The following is a 25,509-nucleotide window of genomic DNA, read 5'->3' on the forward strand; positions in this document are numbered from 1 at the left end:
AACCATGGTTAATAAAAATCGACAAGATTTAGTTGAATATATTTGCAATCAACTCGAAGGCTATACTCATGATCAAGTAGACAAAATGACTGACCACTTGTTAGAAGACATGCTTTTTCTCGCTATGTCTGGCCGACCTGTTCACTTAACTAATTTGGGGCAATTAAAGCAGGTAGAGAAAACAGCAAGAGTTGGACGCAATCCTAAAACCGGAGACTTGCATGAAGTTCGAGCAAGAAAGCGCATAGTGTTTTCCTTTGTTAGAAAACTCAGAAAAAAGGAAATTTAGTTATGTTAAACAACAAAGTGTCTATTGCTGAGCTAGCAAAACGACTTGCATTACAATTTAATATTGCACCAGATGATGCAGTACTCATTGTAAAAGCTACCCGTGATTTTTTTATCGAAAATATTTCCGCTCAAAATCGAATATTGATTAGACGCTTCGGCTCGGTCAAATACACCAAAGTCTTGCCCTATGAAAGCCGTAACCCACAAACGGGAGAAAAGATGATCACAAAAGCGAAGTACGTAGCTCGTTTTACTCCTGTAAAAAGCACTATTGAGTATATCGATGATAAATAATGAAATTACACACAAATTAGGGCTGGATTATGGCAATCGACAACAATTTTTTTGGCTTAAATCAAACGCCAACTAAAAGGCAGGTTAAAAGGTGGCTGTGGATGATTAATAGTTCTGATTGCCCTACTGTCATGAATCATGGGGAAAGTCGGTTAAAGATGTTTTTTAAGAAAACATCTGATGCTGAAAAATTTGTTGAACAGTACAAGTAAGTGCCATTACAGCATTTACTGGATTAACGCAGCTTTAATACTCGTCGGTATAAACATTTGCTTGCTCAGCAAAAAGTACAAAAGCAATACTTGATACTAGTGAATCCTCTTCAAGAGTTGGTCATAGTTTAGGGTTAATGGGGGTATTTAGTTAAGCCGCAAGGTTAAACTTGCAAAGCTAGTGCAACTTATAATGCCATTGTCACCTACATAAAAAGCACAGTTGTATTGATTTGTAATCAGCTGGGGTTAATTGCTTGACTCTGTATTCATTGTCACTAAAATACGCGCCGTTTGCCTGAAATGCAGTACGTAAGCACCCTTTTGTGTTGATTGCTCGCTCACCTGGTAAGCCGTGTATTTTCTTTATTTAATCCAAGGACAATAAATGGCAAGCGATAATAATTACAGTTTGAGCCCGGTTCCTAAATCGGCTCGTAAAGGCGTATTCTCCCTAACAATGGTGATGCTGGGTTTGACCTTTTTTTCAGCGAGTATGTGGACAGGAGGGACACTCGGTACTGGTCTTTCCTTTAATGATTTTGTTCTCGCAGTTTTAATTGGTAATTTAATTCTCGGTATTTACACTTCATTTCTTGGTTACATCGGCGCTCAATCAGGCCTCTCTACTCATCTCCTCGCTCGTTACTCATTCGGTTTAAAAGGTTCTTGGCTACCGTCGCTCCTACTCGGTGGCACTCAAGTTGGTTGGTTTGGTGTTGGTGTGGCGATGTTCGCTATTCCAGTACAAAAGGCAACAGGAATAGATACAAACCTGCTTATCATTATTTCTGGTCTGTTGATGACCATTACCGTTTACTTCGGGATCGGCGCGATTATGATCCTATCGGCCATAGCCGTGCCTGCAATCGCACTATTCGGTGGTTATTCAGTACTTCAAGCGGTTGATACTGTAGGTGGCATGGATGGGTTAAAGGCGTTAACGCCAGAAACACCGATTGAGTTTTCGACAGCACTAGCCTTAGTCGTGGGCTCTTTTATCTCTGCTGGTACTCTCACCGCAGATTTCGTGCGTTTTGGTAAGAAGCCGGTTAATGCCGTGTTTATCACGATGTTTGCGTTTTTCGTTGGTAACTCTTTGATGTTTATCTTCGGCGCGGCAGGTGCTGCAGCAACGGGTCAGGCGGACATATCTGAAGTGATGATTGCCCAAGGACTATTGATCCCTGCCATTATCATCTTAGGTCTGAATATCTGGACCACTAACGATAATGCCCTTTATGCCTCTGGCTTAGGTTTTTCAAATATCACAGGACTTCCGAGTAAGTATCTATCACTTTTCAATGGTGTCATCGGTACCCTGTGCGCACTTTGGCTATATAATAACTTTGTCGGTTGGCTGACCTTCCTGTCAGCGGCAATCCCACCCATTGGTGGCATTATCATTGCCGATTACCTTAGAAATCGTGAAAAATACAAAGACTTCGCCAACGCCAAGTTTACTACGGTCAATTGGGCGGCAATTAGCGGTGTGATGATAGGCGTGCTTGCAGGTCACCTTTTACCAGGCATAGTCCCCGTTAACGCAGTACTCGCTGGCGCAATCAGCTACCTATTATTAGATGAAGCTTTAAAGCGCTTTAATAAACAGAATTTAGTTAAATCAGATTGTCAAAATGCAAATAATGCATAAGGAAAACACCATGTCATCAGCAAGTATGTTGATTAAAAATGTCACGCTTAACGGCAAAGAAGGCCTTCATCAACTCCTGATTGAAGATGGTCAGTTCAGTGCCATTGCACCAATGAGTGAAAGCATTACGCTTCCATCTGCTGATTCTTTAAAAGTGCTAGATGGCGAAGGCGGCATGGCGGTTGCTCCTTTTTGTGAGCCCCATGTTCACCTAGATACCACGCAGACGGCTGGTGAGCCAAGCTGGAACATCTCAGGAACGTTATTTGAGGGTATCGAGCGTTGGGCTGAGCGTAAGTCTATGCTCTCTATCGAAGATGTTAAGTCTCGCGCTAAGCAAACACTAAAGTGGCAGATTGCTAACGGTATTCAACATGTTCGTACTCACGTAGATGTGTCTGACCCGACTCTTATCGCGCTTAAAGCGATGCTAGAAGTTAAAGAAGAGATGAAACAATGGGTTGATATTCAGATTGTTGCCTTCCCTCAAGAAGGTATTCTATCTTACCCGAACGGTAAAGAGCTTCTAGAAGAAGCGGTGAAGCTTGGCGCCGACGTTATTGGTGCTATCCCACACTTTGAGTTTACCCGAGAATATGGCGTAGAGTCGCTACACTATGTGTTTGAACTAGCACGCAAGTATGATCGTTTAATCGATGTTCACTGTGATGAAATCGATGATGAGCAGTCGCGTTTTGTTGAAACGGTTGCAGCTCTTGCCCACAAGTACAATATGGGTGAGCGCGTAACCGCCAGCCACACTACGGCAATGCATTCATACAATGGTGCATATGCTTCTCGCTTGTTCCGTTTACTTGGAATGTCTGGCATTAATTTCGTGGCGAATCCGTTGGTGAATATTCATCTGCAAGGTCGTTTTGATGATTATCCAAAACGTCGTGGTATCACCCGCGTTAAAGAGATGCTCGCTGCCAATATCAACGTCTGTTTTGGCCATGACGATATTTTCGATCCTTGGTATCCATTAGGTACGGCCAACATGCTACAGGTGTTGCACATGGGCTTACATGTTTGCCAAATCATGGGTTACGATCAAATCAATAATTCGCTTGAGTTGATCACCAGTAAGTCGGCGCGCACACTGAACATCCAAGATAAGTATGGCATTGAGCTGGGTAAACCGGGCAACCTGTTAGTCCTGCCTGCCGATAATGGCTTCGATGCGCTGCGTCGCCAAGTGCCAGTGCGTTACTCTGTACGCCAAGGTAAGATTTTGGCTGAAACTCAGGTGGCAAGAACACAGATCCACCTAGCAGAAGCTGAAGATGTAACCTTCCGTCGTTAAGATTTAGCAAGATGAATTAGCCGAGTATGTGTTTGACACTTACTCGGCTTTTTTTTGCCTTCGATCTTACTTCAAATTGGCAATATTCGTTGTTGTTTAACTTTGCGATCGAAAAGCTATTTTTGTTCGTCTGCTTATGACAAAATCCCCCTCCTTTTTTAGCCGTAAAATGTATACCCCAAGTGATAGAAGATAGAAATTTTGATGATTTGGCCCATAAGTTTGCTGCCAGCATCTATGGCACCGCTAAAGGCGAGATCAGGCAGACAGTCGTCTGGCAAGATATCGAGCAGATCCTTTTTACTCTTTCACAAGACAAAGAGCTGAATGTATTAGACGCAGGTGGTGGCCTAGCTCAGCTATCGCAAAAGATTGCCAGCAAAGGTCATCGAGTCAGTCTTTGTGATCTCTCCAGTGAAATGCTTGCGCTGGCAAAGCAGGATATCATCAAGAATCACTTAATTGAGCACTACCGCTTCATTCACTGCCCTGTGCAAGACGTTGCAGAGCACCTGCCGACCAAAGTCGACTTAGTGTTGTTTCACGCCGTTATGGAGTGGTTGGCCGAACCGCTACAAGCGCTAAAAGGTTTGTGTGAGCAGGTAAAGCCCGGGGGCATCATCTCGGTCATGTTCTACAACTACAACGGATTGCTGTTTAAAAATCTTATCTGTGGCAACCTTAATCATATTGAGAAAGGCATGCCCCATAGAAAGCGTTTTAAGTTGCAACCCCAGCAAGGCATTAAGCCTGAGCTGGTTTATCAGTGCCTTGAGCATGCGGGTTTTAATATCTTGGGTAAGACAGGTGTGCGCACTTTTCACGACTATATGCAGGATCATGACATGGGCGATTTTAGCTTCGAGCAAATTGTTGCCATGGAACAAAAGCTCTGTAGGCAGGAGCCGTTCTTATCTTTAGGACGGTACATCCATGTCTATGCACAAAAATCAATTTAAGTGAGCATGAGCTGTTGAGTTTAGGCTAAGTAATTAAGATAGGTTTAATGGGGGTCTGTTAACATAAAGCTTGTGATATGAGCCACTTCGCTGGCATTTATAGTCAGCAATATAAAAGGAACGGCTAGAATTTTTCACAACCTAGTGAGCTCGTCACATAAGGGGGCTTTATGTTGTTTGATACAGCATTAACGGTGAAATGGATTGCATTGGTTGTATTTTATATCGTGTTGATCCGTATCTGCTATAAATAGTGAATAGCCACCATAGACAGGCTACTCACTATCGCTTAACGCTTTGCTAAGTTAATCTCGCTTCTTATTAACTTAGCGCGGCTAGCTCTTGTTTTACACTCTCGACTACCGCAGCAGGTTCAGATAGGAATTTTGAGTGGTCAATAAAGATCGCCTGATCGCCTGATGTCATCACAAGTACAGGGAAGGCATTGGTACCGATCGCTTCGCCAATTTCGGCGATACCTGCTAATACACTCTCCGCCTCATGACTAATAGCATCTTTAAAGACCTTATTTGAAGGAGATAATTTGTATTGATTGATTATCTTGTCAAAATCAGCTCTTGAATCTAATGGATTCGCTTCAACAAAATGTTGTTGCTGCAGTGCTTTTAGTAATTCAAACTCTTTATTGGCCTGTTTTGATTGCACCCAAGACATGAAGTTAGCAGTCTTAATCGAAGACACTTTTTTGTTTAACCCCTTCAAGTAAGCATCACTAAATGGCACCTTAGTTAATGCGCTAACTTGGTCAATGTGTGCTTTCTTTGGTGCATCAGAACCGTTGAAATGTGCACAGTGTAGCAAATGAACGTCAGAGTAATCGAAAGCATCCATCAGCTCTGCAACTACGGGTGTGGTTGCGTAACTCCAAGGGCAATGAGAGTCATAAATGAAATAAAGTGTTAGAGGTTCGTTTTGCGTGTGAGTCTGCTTAGAAGTCATTAACTAAGATCTTGTTAGAATAATCTGTAGCGCGATCCTAAGTTCTTTGTCGAAAATTTTCAAACACCAATTCACTATACACAAGCTTGTTGGCACTTTTATGATAAAAAAGGGAGCCTCTGAATTAGGCTCCCTCTTTGATATTCGTTGTATTGGCGCTAGACGGCTTCTTCTACGGTTTTAACGCCTTGCCACTGAAAGTGATTGTTTGGCTTTTTGGTGACGACCCCTTCACTAAACATACGGCTAAAGATCTCGTCCACTTCTTCAGTGGTAATATTGAGATAATTGCTGACAGCGCGTTTGCTGCAATTGACTCGATTGCTACCGAGTGCGTCTAAAACTTGATCATAGGTGGACTTAGGTTCAGCCTCCGGCAACTGTTTCGGTTCGAAGTGTGGCAAGAAGTCCGAGTCCTTTGCATCAAGGGGCGAATAGCCTTCAAGTGTAATAGGATGGATTTGATTGAACCTCTGTCTAAAGCGGTTCTCTTCGCCAATCAGTCCCACAAAGAAGGCGGCAAAGAAGTCCAGTAGTATAGATAGGAAGACGACTAAACCAAGTTGGGCTGTTTCGGCTTTGATGTTAAGTGATAACGCAAGACTTTCAATCAAACCAACAATAGAACCTTGGCTTACAACGGGAATGCTATCACGCTGCAGGGCAAGCTGCTGCTGTTGTTCTCGCAGTTTATTGTTCTCTTTCTGAATGCGAGTCACACCGGTGGCGATACGTTCCATCTGTATGTATTTTTCGGCTGCTATGTTATTCAGGGCTATCTGCTTATCAATAGCCTCAATCTGCATGTTAAACGCATTCACTTTACTCTGCTGAACCTGAACATGTTCCTGAGCCTTATTAGTCGCGCTGTTGATCCCGCCGATAGATCCCCCGATAGAGATAGCGGCAAGCACGGCATAAAATCCTAATGCTGACAGCATGCCCATAAAGTTTTTTCTAGCGTAACGCTCACCGACTTCATACCAAGCGAAGAATTTTCCAAGCTCAAAAATAACCGCTAGTCCACCAAAGAGGAACTGCATAACCGGGTCGTCATCGATAGAGAGGAACAGTAGTAGTGAAAATATAATGGAAGCGAGGATCGATGCGCCGGTGAAGCTGTAAACACTCCACATGGCAAACTTGCCCTTTGGAAAACGAATAGCGTGATTTTGATTGTAAAGCATAGTGGACTTCTAAATGAGAATAGGAAGATAACTCTGAGTATGTATAACTTGAGAATTTGAATATTTAGCTTACTCTAAATCAGCCTATTTATCTTCAAATAACTTAAAGATTAGGATCTTATGCGCATTATTCGCTCGGATATTACATTTATGCTAATTGCATGTTTGCATGTTTGCATATGGCATTTTAAATGGTGCTGTATGAGGCAAAGAGTTACTGGGGAGCTAACTTGTCACGGCACTAAAACATCACAACCTATTACGAGCTACGCCATCCCTAAGCATAAGTATAAGTCGATTTGGCAAGTTTCTTAAAAAATGTGCACTAAATGAACGCTTTATAAATAAAACGATATGAATTGATTTCTTTACACCAAGGCAGGTGTGAAAAAGAGGTTTTCGGACGATATAGGCTTATCGTACTGATTAATATAGTTAAAAATATTCGTTCAACTTCATTGAGAGCTAAATATTGAAAGCTATAACCACTTTTAGTTTTGTTGAAATCTTATCGGAGCCTCAAATGTGATGCCGTGCAACAAATTCCCCCCTTCTTGCTTTCTATAATCCTGTTTATTCAGGGCAAAGTCAGTCCCCTGCACCTGACTTTGCCCTGTTTTATATTGAATAAAATAAAAATAACCCAAAGTGAAGAGTCAATCCTCACCTTAAGACTGGAGAATAGATGTATGAACAAAGTGGTAAACATGACGTTATTATGTGCCTTATTAGGACTTAGCTCTCAGGCGATCGCATATGATGCAAAGTTAGCACAGGGCTTTAACGAACAATTTAGCCACGCAAAAGGTAAAACAGTAGGCAAAGATATCGGACTAATTAGCGCAGAAGGGTTTGTTAAGCAACTACAGAATAATGCTAGCGTCACAGCCATTGATATCCGTACCCCAGAAGAGCGTCAAGTATTTGGTCTTGCAATGAAAGACCAGCTTAACATCAGCTTAGATGAGCTGTTTACCGCTGAAAACCTAAATAAAATCCCTACAGACAAGCCTGTGGTAATTGTCTGTAAATCTGGCGCACGCGCCATGGCGGCTGGTACGGCTCTGCGCCAATTGGGCTTTGATAATGTCAAAGTATTAAAAGGTGGTTATAGCAAACTGTCTAGCTATGTAGGCCCAAACATCGCTAAATAGCCATACACAACAACCTGTTGTTTTGGGCAAGATCAACAAGCATGTATTTTGCTGGTGCCTTGCCCTATTACCGATTCTTGACCGCTAGCGTTACCGACCACAAGTTGATAGTCCTTTCTCAATTGCGTGTGACATATGTTAAGGCAGTTCAGCCTCTTTTTAATACGAGCGCGAGTGTTTACGCTTAGGTGTGCGCAGGATCAATATCATAAATTAGTAAAATAGGCTTATCCCTCCTAGATCTCGGCGTTAGCACGTCTTACAATTCCCTGCTCTATCCAAACTGCGCCATACTCTAGCAGTCCCCGAATTCTTTAGGAATTCACCATCAATAGGAATACCATGAGAAAACTTGAACTACTCGCGCCAGGCGGTGACATTGAGTCTATTAAAGCGGCCATTGTTGCGGGGGCGGATGCGGTTTACTGCGGCTTAAATAGTTTTAACGCTCGAACTCGCGCTGAGAATTTAAGTTTTGAAGATTTAATGGGACTACTGCGTGTCGCTCACCAACACGAGTGCCAATTGTTTCTAACGCTCAATATCATAGTGTTAGAGCAGGAACTGCCTGCACTGCTTAAGCTGTTGAATCAGTTGGTGAATACTTCTATAGATGGCGTCATAGTTCAAGATCTTGGGCTATTTTATTTGTTAAAACAGCACTACCCTACTCTGGATATTCACGCATCAACGCAAGTGACGACTCACAACAGCGGTCAACTTGAATTTCTGTCAAAGCTTGGCGCTTCAAGAGCCAATCTGTCTAGAGAGCTAAACCTGTCAGAAATTAAGCTGATGTCAGACAAGGCCCACAGCCTTGATATGCTCACCGAGGTATTCGTTCACGGGTCTAATTGCATCGGGTTTTCTGGCCTCTGCTATTTTAGCTCGGCTCATGGTGGGAATTCGGGTAACCGTGGGCGTTGTAGTCAGCCCTGTCGCGATCAATATCAGACCACTGATGTAGGCGCACAATATCCACTTAACCTCAAAGATAATTCGGCATACTCGGATTTAGGTGCTCTGTATGATGCTGGCGCGGATTCATTAAAGGTAGAGGGACGCATTAAAAAATCTCATTATGTCTATCGCGTCATCGATACTTGGCGCCAACAGATCTCTCGCTTAGAGCAAAAGCAAACCATGAGTCACGATAAAAATCCGCTATACACGGTCTTTAATCGAGATTTTTCAAACGGCTATTTGCATGGCGCTGTTGGTAAAAATATGTATATCGACAATCCACGTGACAACGCGGTGCAACACTTTACCAAGATTGAGAGTTTGAAGCTAACTGGCGACGCAAACACACAAAGCTTGCCCAACATTAAAAAAGCACTCTATGATGAAAAAACCGAAATCATCGAAACCCTTGCAGGAAAAATCGAAAAGCTGTCTTTAGATAAACCTGTCGTAGGTTTACGTTTCGCCGGTCAAGAGAATCAGCCTTTGACTATTGAAGTAGAGCTGATCTATCAGCACAGTGCACCAAACCCTAATCGAAAACACTTTTCGGTGCAGTCTGACTCTTTACTGCTTCCTTCAGACAAATATGGCTTAGATCAAGTGGAGTTATCCAAGCGCTTTGCCAGTATAGGTAATCTAGAGTTCGATTTAGGGGCGATTAACTATGACGCTCTTGGGGGAGACTTGTTTGTTCCCTTTAAAGAGATCACCGAGATGAAACGGCAAATTGTTTGTTGGTTAAACAACGGCCGAGAGCATGTCGAACCAATTACGATAAAACAGGTACGTCAGCAGTTGGTATCCCTGTCTTCAAAAGCAGATAATCTCCAACAATCGCCTAAACAAACCGGTTTATCTGTGCTTATCGCTAATCGTCGGGATTTGGCACTCTATCGTCAGATTAAACAGCAGTTGGCGGATAAAAAGATCTCTGTTTATTACCTGATCCCAGACGCCATCGAAGCTGAAAAGGAAAAACTTGCTCTTTTGTTTACTCAGGAGCCTGAATTGACCCCCTGGTTTGGCGCCGTGGTTATGGAGCCAGACTATATAGCTGCGAAACAATTACTCGCAGAGATCAAGCCAAACACCATAGTCACAAATAACTCTGGTGTCGGCATGGCCGCATACCAACTTGGCATAGGCTGGGTTGCGGGTCCCCACCTTAACACGACAAACTCCATTAGCATGCATAGTTTGCAGCAACAGGGCTGTATAGGCGCTTTTGTGTCAAACGAGTTAAACAAGAAACAGATCAAGGCTATCAAGGCACCGGATAATTTTAGCCTTCACTACAGTATCTACCATCCCGTTATGTTGATGAGCAGTCGTCAGTGTCTGTTCTTACAAGCTAGTGGTTGTGATAAGACCGTTATGGATAAGGAGTGCCTGACCGTTTGTAAAAAGAGTAGCAGCTTGACCAACGTGAAAGGCGTTGACTTTGTTATTGACAAGAAGCGCCGTGAACACAATGTGTTATACGGCAGCGAACACTTCTTTAACCCACAGATTTTGACCGATCTAGCAGGTTATTTTGACTCTGTGTTGCTGGATCTGCGGTTAGTAGCAACTAAGACTCAATTACAAACTAGCCAGTTTGACACTGTCAGCCTGTTTAGTGATCTCCTAACTAATCTGCAATCGCTAAAGATAAGTGCTACGCCTTCAGATAAGCCGTCAACTCGCTCATTAGAAGCACAGACAAATTTACAAGTACTTTTTTGCAATACCACTAACGAGCAATATCAAAAAGGCCTGTAAGACTATTTAGCCATGCAATCAGCGACTCCATTTACTCTTTAACGGGAGTAAATGGTAAAACCCCACTTCATCAACCAGTTAACAGCATTTCGCTATTGAAATATCAAGATTCTACGCTAGAAAAAGCCCTGGCTGTGCAATAAACAACCAACCGAACCTCCTAATAGGCTAATATCTAACCTATTGGTAAATAATTGCAGATATATGCTATCTAACTGTATAGAGTGGAATTATTGACCGTCATAAAGAGGACGCATTATGCCAATAAAACCTCTCAGCAGTACCAAGCTTTACCGTGCATCATCGCTAAAGAAGCTTTCTTCAGACTGCAAGTCGACCAAACACCTAGAGCCTTTAGAAGAGATTGTCGGCCAAGCCCGTGCGCAACAAGCGGTAGAGTTTGCCTTATCGATGAAAGAGAAAGGCTATAACATTTATGCGCTCGGCCGTAATGGCCTTGGTAAACGTACCATGGTGCTACGCCACCTTAACCGGCAAGCCCCGAGCTCAAACGGCCGCACCCTTTATGATTGGTGTTATGTGGTCAACTTCGATGATACGCGTAGCCCCAAAGTCCTGAAACTACCTGCTGGTATGGGTCTTAAATTTAAAAAAGACATGGAAAAACTCATGTCAAAATTGCTTAAGGCTCTACCTTTAGCGTTTGACAACGAGATGTATTACAGCCGCGCAGACAAGCTTAAAAACCAACTGGCATCGAAACAAGAAGACGCGCTGCGCGCCTTAACTGAAGAAGCAAAACGCCATGGTGTTGGTTTGTCTATTTCACCTCAGGGTAATTATGAGCTTGTAGCCTTAAATGGTGAAGAGCCCCATACCGAAGAGAGTTACCTTGCTCTTTCAGCTACTGAACAAGCCAACATGCAGACGGCGATTTCGGCGCTTGAAGCCCAACTACGGGGGATCATTCGTCAAATAACGGTATGGGAGGAAGAGTACTCTGAAAAGCAACAAAAACATGATGAACAAGTTGCTGAAGAGGTACTGACACATGCTCTAGAGAGTTTAAAAGAGCAATATAATGAGCTCAGTAGTGTAAAAGCCTATATTAAGGCGATGCACAAAGATATTCTCGACAATCTAGATATCTTCCTAGAGGAGAGTGAGGAGCAAGCCGCCCTCGCCTATGCCTCCATGAGCAAGAAGCTGCCAAGGCGCTATCAGATTAATGTCTTGGTCTCGCAAGAGTCTCAGATGCAACCGATCATTGTTGAGGAAACTCCCAATTACCACACAATCTTTGGTTATGTGGAAAATGCTACCTATAAAGGTACGGTTTTCACCGACTTCTCTCTTATTCGTTCGGGGAGTTTACATAAGGCTAATGGCGGCGTACTGATGATAGATGCTGTCAAGGTGCTTGAGCACCCTTATGTTTGGGACGGACTAAAACGAGCACTGAGATCACGTATGCTTAGTTTAACCTCTCTGGAGCGAGAGGTGACTCTATCGGGCACCATTTCCTTGGATCCCGAGGCCATACCGTTGGATGTGAAAATTATCCTGTTTGGAGACTTTGCCACCTACAAGCTATTGCAGCAATATGATGCCGAATTTACCGAACTGTTTCGTGTTACAGCTGATTTTGAAGACAAAATGCCCCGTACGGACATCTCCGAGGCGCATTACGCCCAATTTATCTCTAGCATCGTACACAGTAATCAAATCCTACATTGTGATAAAAAAGCCATAGCACGGGTTATCGAGTTCAGCTCTAGACAGGCTGATGATCAGAACATGCTATCGCTACACTCTGTCGATATCGCCAATTTATTGCGAGAGGCAAATTATTGTGCCCGGGCTGCCAACGCCAACATGATCCGAGTAAGCCATGTTGAGCAAGCACTGATAAATAAAGAGAAACGAATCTGCCGAGCAAAAGATGACTTTATGCAGAGCTTTACCAATGGCACCACCCTAATCGATACTCAGGGCGAAACCGTTGGCCAAGTGAATGCTTTGTCGGTGATGTCTACTACCGACTACCAGTTCGGTGCACCCAGCAGGATCACCGCAACGACAAGCTTCGGTGAAGGTCGAGTATTCGATATCGAACGTAATGTCGAACTTAGCGGCAGCATACACTCTAAAGGTGTGATGATTTTAACCGCTTATATCGCCTCTATTTTAGGTAAGACGGATAAAATTCCTCTATCGACCCACCTGACCTTTGAGCAATCCTACGGTGGAGTCGATGGTGACAGTGCCACCATGGCTGAGTTGTGCGCTATGCTGTCTTCATTTTCTGGTAAGGGAATACGACAGGATATCGCCATCACAGGCTCGATGAATCAGTTTGGTGAGGCGCAGCCTATTGGCGGCGTTAACGAAAAAATCGAAGGCTTCTTTGATGTATGTAAAATTAAGGGACGTAGAGATAGCCAAGGGGTGATCATTCCTCAGTCTAATGTTCATAATTTGATGTTACGTCGTGATATCGTCGAAGCAGTCGAGAAAGGTAAGTTTAATATTTGGGCCATTTCTCACGTGAACCAGGCGATTGAGTTACTGACGGGCGCTAAAGTGGGAGCCCTAAACGCAAAGGGAGAATACCCGAAAAATAGTATCTTAGGTTTGGCACAAGTAAGACTGAACGAATTACGTAAACTACACGCTAAAGATAATCACACTAAGTAATACCAATACTAACCCGCAGATATTGAAAACAAAAAGGCCGAACTCAATGTTCGGCCTTTCTTCAATACACTCGTAACTACGGGATTAAGCGAACACGTCCTGTAGTGGTGGTACAACTTGCTTCTTACGGCTTAGTACGCCATCTAACCATACTTTGTTGCTCTCTGACTTGCAGTTGTAAGCAGATTCAATTTTCGCTAAATCGTCACTGACGATAAGCATCTCTGAACCTTCTTTCATGATGTCAGTTAGCAGTAATAGCACGCTGTGACGGTTACCTTCAGCCTTTAATGCGGCGATATCGGCTTCAAGTTCGGCTTTAATGTCATCGAATACAGATAGATCGATCACTTCTAGCTGACCAATGCCCACTAAGTTACCGTTCATGTTGAAATCTTTAAAGTCACGCATAACAAGATCGCGAGCTGGTGTGCCTTCTACCGCAGACTTCACTTTAAACATATCCATGCCTAGTGCTTTATAATCTTCGATACCAGCGATTTCAGCTAATGCTTCAACACACTTGATGTCTGCCGTGGTGCATGTTGGCGACTTGAAGATAACCGTGTCACTAAGAATTGCACATAACATGATGCCAGCGATCTCTTTTGGGATCTCAACATTATAGAAGTCGTACATCATCTTGATAACTGTGTTACTACAACCTACTGGACGGATCCAGCACTCTAACGGTGTAGAAGTCGTAAGATCACCTAGTTTGTGATGATCAACGATACCTACGATAGTCGCTTCGGCGATATCGTCTGGAGCCTGTGTCAGTTCTGAGTGGTCAACGATATAAACTTCTTCGCCTGCATAGCTAAGCTTTAGCTCCGGCGCTTCGAAACCAAACTTATCTAGAATGAAGGCGGTCTCTGGTGAAATGTCACCTAAACGAGTTGCAACAGATGCTTCACCGATCTGGTTCTTTAGGTGTGCAAGTGCAATAGCACCACAAATGGAATCTGAGTCTGGGATCTTGTGGCCCACAACATAAACTGGCATATAAAAGCTCTCCTTTAATTTGCGCCGATTTTAACAAAGTTTTTCGCGATGCGGAAATAGCAAAAGGTCTCAGACAGCAAACTCTTGACTGAAATGGTTAAAGTTACAACGGATACGCGCTAGCAAAGCCTTAAACTGACCGGACTATCCGCCTCTCATACTAATTAGACAGGCTAAGTTAAGGTGAGTTCTAGTACCTAGGCTCCAGCTAGACTTCAAAGAAAAATTCTTTAACGGCCAAACATAGTTAAATTTAGCCCTAAATGCTATCGAAACGCAGTCTTAGATATCACTGCGGGCATTTTTGTAGTATAAGCTTGCGTAAATTTTCATTATTTAGATTGAGCGCCATAGCGATGTCAGACAAATTCTTTTTTAAAGGGCGTAAAACCCCAAAGCCTAAGCACGAAAGCTATGGTTACAACACCAAGCGTGCAGTTAAAGTGGGAACTGAAGAGAGCCCACTAAAGCTTATGGTTCAAAATGAACAACGCGAAGTTGAAGTAAAGCAGCTGCTTATCGATAACCAGCTGGTGGGCGAAATCACGGTCGACCCAAGTCAGGAAGAGAATATCATTGATTTGATTGGTCTTCTTAATAAACCTCAAACGACCCGTTTTGAAAAGACGCCAAACCGTAATGATCCTTGTGTTTGCGGTAGCGGCAAGAAATACAAGAAGTGTTGTGGCTAAAATCATAGCGTGAAAAAGATAAAGCAGTCCTTTGGGGACTGCTTTTTTTATATTTTTGATCCCAGTAGTACCAGCCCTTTAGCGCTGAGGTTGAGTGCTAGATGTTATCTTTTCTTGTTTACTCTAATGTCGACAGCGATTACGCTTTCAGCTTTTGTTACATTTTTATCTGCTAGAGTCTTTTGTCTGTTTTCTGTTCACCGCCAATTGCCAACGCCCTAACCTAACAATGAAGTCTTGATTTTTATCGGTTAATCAATCCATTAGCCAAAGCCTTATCGCTATTTTTTAAATCCAATCTGCTCCATACACCTTGTATGTCAAATTTGGTTACACAAGTTTACATAATTGAGCTGTTACATCTCTCCACATCTATTAACATACATTCAAAATTATAGACCGCGCTTAGCTTTCACAGTATTTCACTTTCAACAGCATTGATGACTGTTATTAAGTGTCGGTTTGCTTAAACAAGAGGACGTGTTTGTGGCTACGAAAAAACAGATCATTCTACCAATGGTTGTTATCGCTGTCGGTGTGGCAGGGTTTATTGGCATGTCGGCTTTAAAAAAGCCCCCAGAGGAAAAGGAACAGCTCGACACTACACCGCTTGTCTCGGTTCAAGCGGTTGAGATCAACCCCATGAGTTTTGCAGTCAGCTCATATGGCGTTGTTAATGCAAAATATGAAACTGAGCTGGTATCACAGTTAAATGGCGAAATTGTCTATTTATCAGATAAGTTCGTTCGTGGTGGCTTTGTAAAGAAAGGCGATGTGCTCGCCAAAATAGATCCAAGCGATTACGAAGCAGCGCTCATCGATGCCAAAGCAACCATGGCATCGGCAAGAGCGACTCTGGTACAAGAAAAAGCCTATGGCAAGGTTGCCGAAGAAGAATGGAAGCGCATCGAAAACGGTGTACCGACTGAGTTGAGTCTTCGTAAACCTCAGCTCGCCCAAGAGATAGCTAAGCTTAACTCTTCTGAGGCAGGACTTAAACGAGCCAACCGTAATCTTGAACGTACCATTATTAAGGCACCTTATGATGCTTTGATTGAAGCTCGTAACATTGGCTTAGGCTCTTATGTCAGCATGGGTACTCCACTAGGTAAAGTGTTGAGTACAGCTGAAGCTGAGATCCGTCTACCTATCGCAGATAAAGAACTGCAATTTTTAGATGATAAAGGCCAAGGTGCGGAAGTGATATTAACCGGTGACTTTGCCGGTAAGACTCAAGAGTGGACAGCGAAAGTCGTACGCAGTGAAGGCGTTATCGATAGCCGTAGTCGCATGACCTATCTCGTTGCCGAAGTAAAAGATCCCTACGGTCTTAAGTCAAAAAACAATGAACTGCGTTATGGCACCTATGTGACCGCTTCTATTGATGGTAGCCACGCCGGACAAGTTACTGAGATCCCTCGTCATCTTGTGATCAACAACCAAGTGGCCGTGTTAGATAATGAAGGTAAATTAAGATACAAGAATATCACTATCCTTCGACAGATTGGGTCTAAGGTTATCGTCTCCGACGGGCTTGAAGCTGGTATGAATGTGATCACTTCAGCCCTAGATTATCCTATCGAAGGCATGCAGTTAGCCCTGCCAGAGGATAAGTTATTACGAGATGAAGAGAGTCCTGATCAACCTACGCAAATTGCCATGGAAGATAAGGATTAATTCATGATAGATACCAATAAAGGCATAATCGCTTGGTTTGCTCGTAACAGCGTGGCGGCAAATCTGCTGATGATCATTATCCTGATTGGCGGCTTACTTACGGCTAATACGATTCGTAAGCAGTTTTTCCCAGCGGTAGAGATCAACTGGCTCGAATTTAATGCGGTTTATCCCGGCGCTGCGCCACAAGAGGTGGAGGAAGGGATCACCATTAAGATTGAGGAAGCGCTAGAAAGCGTTCAAGGTCTTAAGCGCGTCATCACCTACTCCAACCGTAATGCGTCTTCTGGTTACTTTCGAGTCGAGGACTCTTACGATCCGCAGGTTGTATTGGAAGAGGTCAAGTCTGAGATTGACTCTATCTCCAGCTTTCCCGATGGCATGGAGCGACCTAAGGTTGAGCGAATAAAGCTTCGCCAAGAAGTGATGTATATGAGCCTATATGGCGATCTATCCCAAAGGCAGCTAAAAGATCTTGGTGAGAAGATCCATGATGAGCTATTGCAGTTACCTCTTGTCAATATCACCGATTTTTATGGCGGCCTCGGCTATGAAATCGCCATCGAAGTTAGTAAAGACAGATTACGTGAATTTGGATTAAGTTTTAATGACGTTGCTGAAGCGGTACGCGGTTATTCCAGAAATATGTCTGCGGGCCAAATTCGTGCTGAAAATGGCTATATCAACCTACGAGTGCAGAATCAGGCCTATGTCGGCTATGAATTTGAGAGCCTGCCGCTAATCACATTGGAGGATGGTACCACCCTATTACTGGGTGATGTGGCTACTGTTGTGGATGGCTTCGAAGAAGGCATTCAGTACTCGAAGTTTAATGGTAAGAATTCGGTCACTTTCTTTATTGGTGCGGCAAATGATCAGAGTCTCACCGATGTCGCTGATGTGGTGAAGGCTTATATCGCCGATAAGCAAAAAGTATTGCCCGAGGGCGTAAAGCTTGAGCCTTGGGTCGATATGACCTATTACCTTGAAGGGCGCTTAAACTTGATGCTCGACAGCATGAAAAGTGGCGCCGTACTGGTATTTATCTTACTCGCACTTTTCTTGCGCGTAAGGCTCGCGTTTTGGGTCATGATGGGGCTACCTGTTTGTTTCCTTGGTACCCTACTCTTTATGCCGATGGGCATGATAGATGTCACCATCAATGTCATTAGCCTCTTTGCCTTTATCTTAGTACTGGGTATCGTGGTGGATGACGCCATTGTTATGGGAGAAAGCGCTCATGCTGAGTGTGAGGAGAAAGGTCAAAGTCTAGATAACGTGATCCGCGGTGTTAAACGCGTAGCGATGCCTGCAACTTTCGGTGTATTAACCACTATCGCCGCCTTTTTGCCCATAACCCTCGATGACGGCCCGTCGTCAGCTTTCGGACAGGCTATCGGATATGTGGTGATCTTATGTCTTATCTTCTCCTTGGTTGAATCTAAGCTTATCTTGCCAGCGCATTTAGCGCGCATGAAACAAAAAACCATCGTTAAACCAGGCTCAAAGAATCCACTAGACTGGCTACGCAATGGGGTTAACTTTTTACAAGGCAAAGTCGACTCTGGCTTGAAGATCTTGATCAGTCGCTATTACCGCCCCACGCTTGCGGTGGCTGTTAAGTATCGTTATACGGTGATCATGATCTTTATCAGTTTGATCTTAGTTTGTGCGGGTCTTTATTCAGGTGGCTTAGTTCGCTTTATCGGCCAGCCTAAAATCCCCCATGACTTCCCGCGGATCTCATTCGAAATGAATATCGATGCCTCGGAAAAAGCTACCTTGTCGGCTGCCTTGTCTATCGAAGAAGCACTGAAGCGTGTCGATACTGAGCTAGAAGCGCAATATGGTCAGAAGATGATCTCTGATATGCAAGTTGAGTTACGTGGCCGTACATCGGCACAAGTCATGACTAAACTTGTCGACCCAGAACTACGTCCTATCGATACCTTTGCTGTAGCTGAGCTTTGGCGCCAGAATATGCCGCTTATCCCAGGCATGAAGTCTTTCACCATCCAAGATAACCTGTTTGGTGGTGGACGGGATGACGGTGATATTAGCTTCAGACTCGAAGGTAAGGATGACGAGCAGTTAGTCGCCGCTGCAAAAGAGTTAAAAGCTAAGCTCAATACCCTTAAGGGCGTTGGCGATGTTAACGATAGCCGCCAGTCAAGCGCCAAAGAGATCCAGTTTGAGCTTAAGCCTTTGGCTCATAGTCTCGGTTTATCTCTAGCGGATATTGCACGTCAGGTGGGTAATAGCTTTTATGGCCTCGAAGCCCAGCGTATTTTACGTAATGGTGAAGAGATCAAGGTGATGTTGCGCTACCCTGAGGAGCAGCGAAACTCTATCGCTCAAGTGTCTGACGTGATGATTAAGACGCCACTGGGCGCTGAAATCCCGTTATCTGAAGTGGCTTCGATAGTTGTCACCGATGGCGTTAACAGCATTCGTCGTGAAAATGGTAATCGAACCATCAATGTTTGGGGCTCAGTTGACGCAGATCAGGCGGAGCCGTTTAAGATTGCTAAGGATATTCGTGATAACTTCCTGCCTGAGCTATTAAAGAAATATCCTAGAGTTCAGAGCGAAGTGTCTGGCAATATTCAAGAGCAGCTTGATAGTGCGGATACTCAATTACGAGATTTCTTAATCTCTATGCTTGTGATCTATAGTCTGTTGGCCGTACCACTCAAGTCCTATTCGCAACCGATAATGATTATGTCGGTGATCCCATTTGGCGTGATTGGCTCAGTACTTGGTCATATGCTATTGGGACTCGACCTAAGTGCCCTCTCTGTGTTCGGTATTATTGCTGCCGCAGGTGTCGTGGTTAATGACTCACTGGTGATGGTTGATTATATTAATAAGTCTAGGGAGTCTGGTATTGCGATGAAGCAATCGGTACTCGAGGCGGGTTGTCGACGCTTTAGAGCCATCTTATTGACGTCCTTAACGACTTTCATTGGCTTAGTCCCCATCATGACGGAAACCAGTATGCAGGCGAAAATGGTGATTCCAATGGCGGTATCTTTAGCCTTTGGTGTGTTATTCGCGACAATTGTCACCTTGGTACTGATCCCCTGCTTATATGTGACGATTGAGGATATCAAACGTGTGATTGGCAGTAAGTCTCGTGTACAGGAGCCTACAGAACCTGTGCTTTCAACTGAACACGCGGTTAACTAGTAACAATCTAATGTGAAAAACTTCTTTGAATAACTAAGTTAATTCAAAGAAGTTAAATCAAAAAGCCCCTAGACAAAGTAGTTTGACTAGGGGCTTTTTAGTTACTGAAAGCTAAAAGGGTTACTAACTCACATTATACTGTTCGGTATTAGAAACGGCCGAGATAAGCTTTGCCTATGATGTTACTATCACGATTAAGCAATGTATGGTCAATCTTATCGAACACTCCTGACCTAATCGCTTGTAAGCTTCCTTTCATCGGTAATAAATTTGAGCCATGAGTACTGTCTATCAATAACTCCTCTCGATTGAGCGTTTGCAGCAAATTCTTTACCTCTTCAAGTACCTCGTATGGATCCAGTAGTGTAAAATCCCCTTTCTCAACCTGCCTATAGAGAGGCGTGCCCTCGATGGCAACTGTGGTCAATAATCCCAAAAGGTACGGGTTCATCTTATTGATTAACTCGGCTGTTTGTATCGCATGTTGTTTTGACTGTTCACCACTTCCTCCAAGTCCAATCATCACCATGGCAACCAGTTTAATGCCGGACTGTACAATATTCTGACCAGCAGCTAGCATTTGAGCTGAACTCACTCCTTTACGGATAGCTTTTAACACCTCATCGGAGCCAGACTCAACCCCAAGGTAGGTCATGGTCAGCCCTGCTTCCTTAAGCTGTCTAAACTCATCTAGGCTCTTATCTAACGTACTTTGTGGACCAGCATAGGTGCTTACATGATTTAAGTTCGGAAAAGCCAGATAAAGCTCCGATAAGATCGTTAGCAAGCTTTCGGTTGGTAATGAAATCGCATCCCCATCACTTAGGAATACCTTTTCAACTTTATTACCAAAAGTGGCTTGTGCCAGTCGAATGTCTTCTTTCAGCTCGTCGATGGTTCGTACCCTATAACGAACATCTTTATACATAGCGCAGTAACTACACTTGTTGTAAGAACAACCAATAGTACATTGCAAAATGTAGGCATCGGCCTCAGGTGGTGGCCGATAAATATTACCTTCGTATCTCATCAATTATCCTTGCAAATACGCTATCAAAGGCCACCTTAGAAGCGGCCATTGAACTTGGGTTCAAATCTTAACCTATTGAGACAAAGCTCATTGAGGCAGGTCTTATTGCGTTAGCTCTGCAGCGGTATCTACAAAAATACCCTGAATATCTTTAGCTTCGCGTTCGGTTTGACCGCCGTGCTTAAGAAATGCTGCGATGATAGTTTCTGTCTTTTGCTCTTTTGCTCGTTCTAAGAAATAGCGCAACTCTAACTCTGCTCCCGCCTCTTCATCTTTAATCGATGTGCTGATAATTTCCTTATACATCACGATATCGCGCACTTCTAATTGGCTCATCACTCCAAGAGTCAAAGTTAAAAATTGGTCCATCTCTGCTTTTGGTACGAATTGAGTGATGATATTTAAGCTTTCAGCCTGCTGTGCAGTAAAATCATTACCCAGTAATAGCGCTTGTAGTGCCTTGTTTTTACCCATTCTACGTGCGAACTGCACCGCTCCCTGCCCACCCGTTGGTATGTTCACATGGATCTCAGGCTGTGCAAATGCTGCATTTTCAGTGGCGTAAGCTAAATCACAAGCCATTACAAATTCGTTTCCTCCTCCACGAGCGACACCATCAACCACGGCAACAGATACTTGTTTCATCGCTTTAATGTTGGCGATCATGTGGTTGAACTCAATGGAAGCAGATTGTCCACCTTGGGTACCATTAATTACATTAAGATCTAGGTGAGCTAAAAAGAAAGATTCATGCATGGATTTAAACACCACAACTTTAGTATCACGATCGTCTTTTAAGCTGAGCACGTACTCATTAATCTCGTTGATTAAGTTGCTTGTTATTACGTTAACTGGCGGGTTGTTTATCGCAACAGTGGTGATCCCTAGCTGACTTGTAATTGATAGTGCTTTCATATTCGTTTCCTCTTGCTTAGGCGATTGGCTCATATAAATGCTTTCACTACATGAGCCTGCTTTGTTTCAATGAACTAACTATAGGCCTTGCTTCGGTGAAGAAAAATACTATTATCTACACATGAATGGTGCTTTATTTGCACCAATTTGCGTTGGTTAGATTTAATTGGTGAGAGGCATTGAGGAGCAATGGATTTTTCTAGTCGATTATTGTTATTTCTGGAAGTCGTGGAGTTAGGCTCATTTACGAATGTAGCTGAACAGAGAAACCTCGATCGTTCTGTGGTCTCAAAACAAATTGGCCGGTTAGAGGCGGAATTAGGGGTTAGATTACTTAATAGAACAACTCGTTCGCTGTCATTAACTGCTGCAGGTAATGAGATGGTCACTCAGGCAAAATCCTTAAGGCAACTGCTGGGTAATACTCAACGTCTCGCGCAAAATTACCACTCAGAGCCAAGAGGGCTGCTAAAAATAAGTAGTTCGATGATGTTTGGTCGACAATATGTTCAAGATGCAATATCAATTTTTCAAGCCAAGTATCCACAGATTGAGTGTGAGCTAAGACTTGAGGATAAAGTTGTTGATATTGTTAAAGAGGGTTTTGATATTGGTTTTCGCATAGGAAAGCCAAAGAACTCGACATTAATCTGTCGTAAAATCGCGAGAAGCCGCTTGCTTATCGTTGCCTCCCCGGAATTTATTGCAAGACACGGTGAGATTGACTCAATAGAAAAACTACAAGCAGCTCCCGCAACAATATACTCTACGCCTGGACTGCTCATTGATAAGTTTAGCTATCTAGATGAAAACCAAAACCAACAGAGTTTTCAACTTAATGCCGCTTATAAAGTTAATGATGTAGAGATGGTAGTAAAGAGTGTTGTTGCAGGTAATACGCTAGCGGTAGTGACCGCTCAAATGATCCAAAAAGAGATCCTTGAAGGCAAGCTCGTGCCAATCATGACTCATTTAGCACTTGAGGACTTTGGTACCTTCTATGCGGTATATCCCCATCGCGATGCCCCCATCAAGACGAAACTGTTTATCGATGTACTAAAATCGGTTATTGGTGAAGATATCCCCGTATGGGAACGCAATATTCCCAATTTCGACAAGATGGATCTTCCTAGCAACAGAAAGTAGAACGCATTCTTATAGAGGGGTCTTTGAATAACCGAGAATGCCATCTTTGTTTATGTGCGTTAATAGCAAGTTGAAATCAGATTTAACTCACTTATTGATAGCAGCACTTTATTGCTATTGCGCTAAGGTGCTGCGATCCCACAACTACACGATTAATTGGCTCTCCTTAACGTCCTATAATATAGGGCGTTAGAGTTACTAGTTTCACTTTACATTAGTCACTAAGGTTTATTGAGAAAAAAGGGTTTAAAAACTAAAGCTTAAATTGATTGCATTACTTTCTTTAAATTAACTTCGTTCTCGTTCAACCAAGCTTCAAAACTTTGTGGTTGCTTGCCTGTCAGTTTTTCAAATGCTTCACTCGTACCGTCTGAGAAATTACCGCGGTTATGTTTATCCATAGTCACACACAAGTCTACGATTGGTGTCGGCAATTCAAAAGACTCTAACTGGGCTTGGTAATCTTCGTCTGATAAATGCACCATGTTAATTGAAGTACCCAATACTTTGTCGATAACTTTTGCCATTGCAGCATGTGTCATCGATTGAACGCCATTCATCGGCAACGTGACTTTACCTTCTATAGGCTTTATAAGCGCCGATGCCCCTGCATAGGCCAAGTCTCTGCGTGATAGCTGGGCTGAGCGCCCTTCTGCTGCGGAAGTTAGCCATTGGCCTGATTGTAGGATACTAGCAAAGTACTCTGATACATTTTCAAAGTACCAGTTGTTGCGCAAGATGGTTGCGTTTGCAATTGTACTTTGTTTAATCGCCTTCTCGGTTGCATCATGTTCGTGCGCAAAGATTACAGGAGAGTTTTCTGCCGAGGGCATTGAGGTATAAACAATATGGCTAACGCCAACTTTTTCTGCTGCTTTTACAGCATTTAAATGAGCTTGAGTGCGTGGCCCTGAAGCATCAATGCTGACCAATAGTAAACTATCTGCGCCTTTAAACGCTTTCTCTAGCGATTCAGGGCTAGTAAAGTCTGCTTCACGTACATCTACGCCTTTTGCTGATAGTGCTAAAAGCTTGTCCGCTTTGCGCGTTGTAACAATGAGTTGCTTAGGTTGTATATTGAAGTCTTCGAGTAACGTTTTTATGACTTCTGCACTTAATTTGCCAGATCCACCTGTTACTAAAATTTTTCGTTCTGTCATGTTTGTTTCTCCATTCATTTTTAAAGCAGCTTTACTTGATTAAGTGCGGGTTTGCTTTGATGTGTTAGCTTTCCGGCTGTTGATGAAGACACTATATCGTTTGGTTATTGATAGATAATTAGCCTTTTATTAAACTGATTGTTAAATTAAGCTAAACAATAGAAAGTATGATTTCACTCGATGACATGATGGTCTTTGCTAAAGTGGCAGAACGACAATCCTTCACTCAGGCTGCTGATGATCTAGGTATCGGCAAAGCGCGAGTTTCACAAATTGTGTCTAAGCTCGAGCTGTCATTGAATACCCGCCTCCTCCATCGCACGACTCGCTCGCTTTCTCTCACCGATGCCGGATTGCGCTATTACGAAAAGTGCAAGCTAATTGGTGATATCGCCTCAGAAGCAAATGCAGAAACCCAAGACGCTAATCAAATCCCAAGTGGCACAATTCGGCTATCTACGCCTACATCCGCTTTGGTAGAGATCTTAAGTGAGTTCTTGCATCTTTATCCTGAAATCAAACTCGACATTATTGAAAGTGACAGTTACAGTAATCTCATCGAATCACGCTGCGATATCGCCTTGCGCGCCTCTTCGGCACTTGAAGACTCAAGTTTATATGCAGTCAAGTTAGGTTGCTTCCGAGACATGATTTGCGCCACACCGACCTATCTCAGTAAGGTTGGGACTGTATCTAAACCTGAAGATCTTTTACAGTTGGACTGGATCACCCATCATATCGTCCATGGTGACAAACAACTGATGATGACCGACAGTCAGGGTAATGTGACTCGTATAGCCCACAGCCCTAAAGTGCGTGTTCGAACAGCGGCGACAGTAAAAGCGTTCGTCCTCAATCACCTAGGTTTTGCAATTATGCCAAGCTTTATGATGAAGGAAGAACTGGCCCGTGGTGATTTAGTGCGTTTGTTACCAGACGTACATGATTTAGAGATCCCTATTTACGCTGTTTACCAAGAAAAAGCGTTGATGCCACTGCGAGTTCGCACCTTGATTGAGTTCTTGAAACAAAAAGCAAACGCGTTTTATTAGCCGTCGGTTGGGAATAAGAGATAGCGGATCTAAACAATAGGAACCCTAGGGTTCAAAGTAGAACTTCCTAAATGCGAAAAGGCCCCAGCATTTCTGCTGGGGCCTCTCTAAATATGGCGGAGAGATAGGGATTTGAACCCTAGATGGGCTACAAACCCATGCCGGTTTTCAAGACCGGTGCATTCGACCACTCTGCCATCTCTCCGAACGCCGCGAATAATATAGCGCTCGATTGTTCTTG

Annotated in this window: 19 protein-coding genes and 1 tRNA gene; 13 read left to right on the plus strand and 7 right to left on the minus strand. The window is 43.4% G+C overall.

The window, feature by feature from the left end; genetic code table 11:
• The 5 genes from K5Q92_RS11700 to cmoM all read left to right on the plus strand — a co-directional run.
• A partial coding sequence (locus K5Q92_RS11700) for an HU family DNA-binding protein (RefSeq protein WP_220769184.1) occupies positions 1-289 on the plus strand: 289 nt, incomplete at its 5' end.
• A 2-nt stretch (positions 290-291) separates the two neighbouring features.
• Positions 292-585: an HU family DNA-binding protein gene (locus K5Q92_RS11705; RefSeq protein ID WP_220769185.1), complete on the plus strand. Its 294-nt coding sequence runs from the start codon at positions 292-294 to the stop codon at positions 583-585.
• 600 nt (positions 586-1,185) lie between these two features.
• Positions 1,186-2,451: a cytosine permease gene (gene codB / locus K5Q92_RS11710; protein ID WP_220769186.1), complete on the plus strand. Its 1,266-nt coding sequence runs from the start codon at positions 1,186-1,188 to the stop codon at positions 2,449-2,451.
• 10 nt (positions 2,452-2,461) lie between these two features.
• Positions 2,462-3,757: a cytosine deaminase gene (locus K5Q92_RS11715; protein ID WP_220769187.1), complete on the plus strand. Its 1,296-nt coding sequence runs from the start codon at positions 2,462-2,464 to the stop codon at positions 3,755-3,757.
• A 182-nt stretch (positions 3,758-3,939) separates the two neighbouring features.
• Entirely contained in the window at positions 3,940-4,716 is a 777-nt protein-coding gene (gene cmoM, locus K5Q92_RS11720; RefSeq protein WP_259649551.1) for a tRNA uridine 5-oxyacetic acid(34) methyltransferase CmoM, read from the plus strand.
• 321 nt (positions 4,717-5,037) lie between these two features.
• Here the strand turns inward: cmoM and K5Q92_RS11725 are convergent, their stop codons facing one another.
• Complete coding sequence (locus tag K5Q92_RS11725) at positions 5,038-5,676, minus strand: protein-disulfide isomerase (RefSeq protein WP_220769188.1); 639 nt, start codon at positions 5,674-5,676, stop codon at positions 5,038-5,040.
• 158 nt (positions 5,677-5,834) lie between these two features.
• Positions 5,835-6,863: a Preprotein translocase subunit SecY gene (locus K5Q92_RS11730; protein WP_220769189.1), complete on the minus strand. Its 1,029-nt coding sequence runs from the start codon at positions 6,861-6,863 to the stop codon at positions 5,835-5,837.
• A 689-nt stretch (positions 6,864-7,552) separates the two neighbouring features.
• Here K5Q92_RS11730 and K5Q92_RS11735 point away from each other — a divergent pair.
• The 3 genes from K5Q92_RS11735 to K5Q92_RS11745 all read left to right on the plus strand — a co-directional run bounded on the left by K5Q92_RS11735 (position 7,553) and on the right by K5Q92_RS11745 (position 13,402).
• The gene (locus tag K5Q92_RS11735) at positions 7,553-8,017 is read left to right on the plus strand and encodes a rhodanese-like domain-containing protein (protein ID WP_220769190.1); all 465 of its coding nucleotides are present in this window, start codon (positions 7,553-7,555) and stop codon (positions 8,015-8,017) included.
• 342 nt (positions 8,018-8,359) lie between these two features.
• A complete protein-coding gene (locus K5Q92_RS11740) occupies positions 8,360-10,744 on the plus strand; it encodes a peptidase U32 family protein (RefSeq protein WP_220769191.1) in 2,385 nt (794 codons plus the stop codon).
• A 258-nt stretch (positions 10,745-11,002) separates the two neighbouring features.
• Positions 11,003-13,402 carry a Lon protease family protein gene (locus K5Q92_RS11745; RefSeq protein ID WP_220769192.1) on the plus strand — a complete coding sequence of 800 codons (2,400 nt, stop codon included), beginning with the start codon at positions 11,003-11,005 and terminating at the stop codon, positions 13,400-13,402.
• Positions 13,403-13,486: 84 nt separating this feature from the next.
• Here K5Q92_RS11745 and K5Q92_RS11750 read toward each other — a convergent pair whose 3' ends face one another.
• Positions 13,487-14,407, minus strand: coding sequence for a manganese-dependent inorganic pyrophosphatase (locus K5Q92_RS11750; protein ID WP_220769193.1), 921 nt, complete (start codon positions 14,405-14,407; stop codon positions 13,487-13,489).
• Between the two features lie 356 nt (positions 14,408-14,763).
• Between K5Q92_RS11750 and K5Q92_RS11755 the strand changes: the two genes are divergently transcribed.
• The 3 genes from K5Q92_RS11755 to K5Q92_RS11765 all read left to right on the plus strand — a co-directional run bounded on the left by K5Q92_RS11755 (position 14,764) and on the right by K5Q92_RS11765 (position 19,965).
• Positions 14,764-15,099, plus strand: coding sequence for a PBPRA1643 family SWIM/SEC-C metal-binding motif protein (locus K5Q92_RS11755; RefSeq protein ID WP_220769194.1), 336 nt, complete (start codon positions 14,764-14,766; stop codon positions 15,097-15,099).
• A gap of 486 nt (positions 15,100-15,585) precedes the next feature.
• A complete protein-coding gene (locus K5Q92_RS11760; RefSeq protein ID WP_220769195.1) occupies positions 15,586-16,776 on the plus strand; it encodes an efflux RND transporter periplasmic adaptor subunit in 1,191 nt (396 codons plus the stop codon).
• 3 nt (positions 16,777-16,779) lie between these two features.
• Positions 16,780-19,965, plus strand: coding sequence for an efflux RND transporter permease subunit (locus K5Q92_RS11765; RefSeq protein WP_220769196.1), 3,186 nt, complete (start codon positions 16,780-16,782; stop codon positions 19,963-19,965).
• 148 nt (positions 19,966-20,113) lie between these two features.
• On the opposite strand, the gene K5Q92_RS11770 is transcribed toward K5Q92_RS11765, so the two are convergent.
• The gene (locus tag K5Q92_RS11770) at positions 20,114-20,995 is read right to left on the minus strand and encodes a radical SAM protein (protein WP_220769197.1); all 882 of its coding nucleotides are present in this window, start codon (positions 20,993-20,995) and stop codon (positions 20,114-20,116) included.
• 102 nt (positions 20,996-21,097) lie between these two features.
• Positions 21,098-21,910 (minus strand): enoyl-CoA hydratase/isomerase family protein, encoded by an 813-nt coding sequence (locus K5Q92_RS11775; RefSeq protein WP_220769198.1) that lies wholly within the window; start codon positions 21,908-21,910, stop codon positions 21,098-21,100.
• Positions 21,911-22,099: 189 nt separating this feature from the next.
• Here K5Q92_RS11775 and K5Q92_RS11780 point away from each other — a divergent pair, with 189 nt between their 5' ends.
• Positions 22,100-23,056: a LysR family transcriptional regulator gene (locus tag K5Q92_RS11780; RefSeq protein WP_220769199.1), complete on the plus strand. Its 957-nt coding sequence runs from the start codon at positions 22,100-22,102 to the stop codon at positions 23,054-23,056.
• 260 nt (positions 23,057-23,316) lie between these two features.
• On the opposite strand, the gene K5Q92_RS11785 is transcribed toward K5Q92_RS11780, so the two are convergent.
• Positions 23,317-24,216: an SDR family oxidoreductase gene (locus tag K5Q92_RS11785; protein WP_220769200.1), complete on the minus strand. Its 900-nt coding sequence runs from the start codon at positions 24,214-24,216 to the stop codon at positions 23,317-23,319.
• Positions 24,217-24,383: 167 nt separating this feature from the next.
• On the opposite strand from K5Q92_RS11785, the gene K5Q92_RS11790 reads away from it, so the two are divergent.
• Positions 24,384-25,268, plus strand: coding sequence for a LysR family transcriptional regulator (locus K5Q92_RS11790; RefSeq protein WP_259649552.1), 885 nt, complete (start codon positions 24,384-24,386; stop codon positions 25,266-25,268).
• Between the two features lie 114 nt (positions 25,269-25,382).
• Here K5Q92_RS11790 and K5Q92_RS11795 read toward each other — a convergent pair.
• Positions 25,383-25,473, minus strand: a tRNA-Ser gene (locus K5Q92_RS11795).
• Positions 25,474-25,509 lie beyond the last annotated feature (36 nt).

This window comes from Shewanella sp. MBTL60-007 (genome assembly GCF_019654915.1).
Classification (GTDB): Bacteria; Pseudomonadota; Gammaproteobacteria; order Enterobacterales; family Shewanellaceae; genus Shewanella.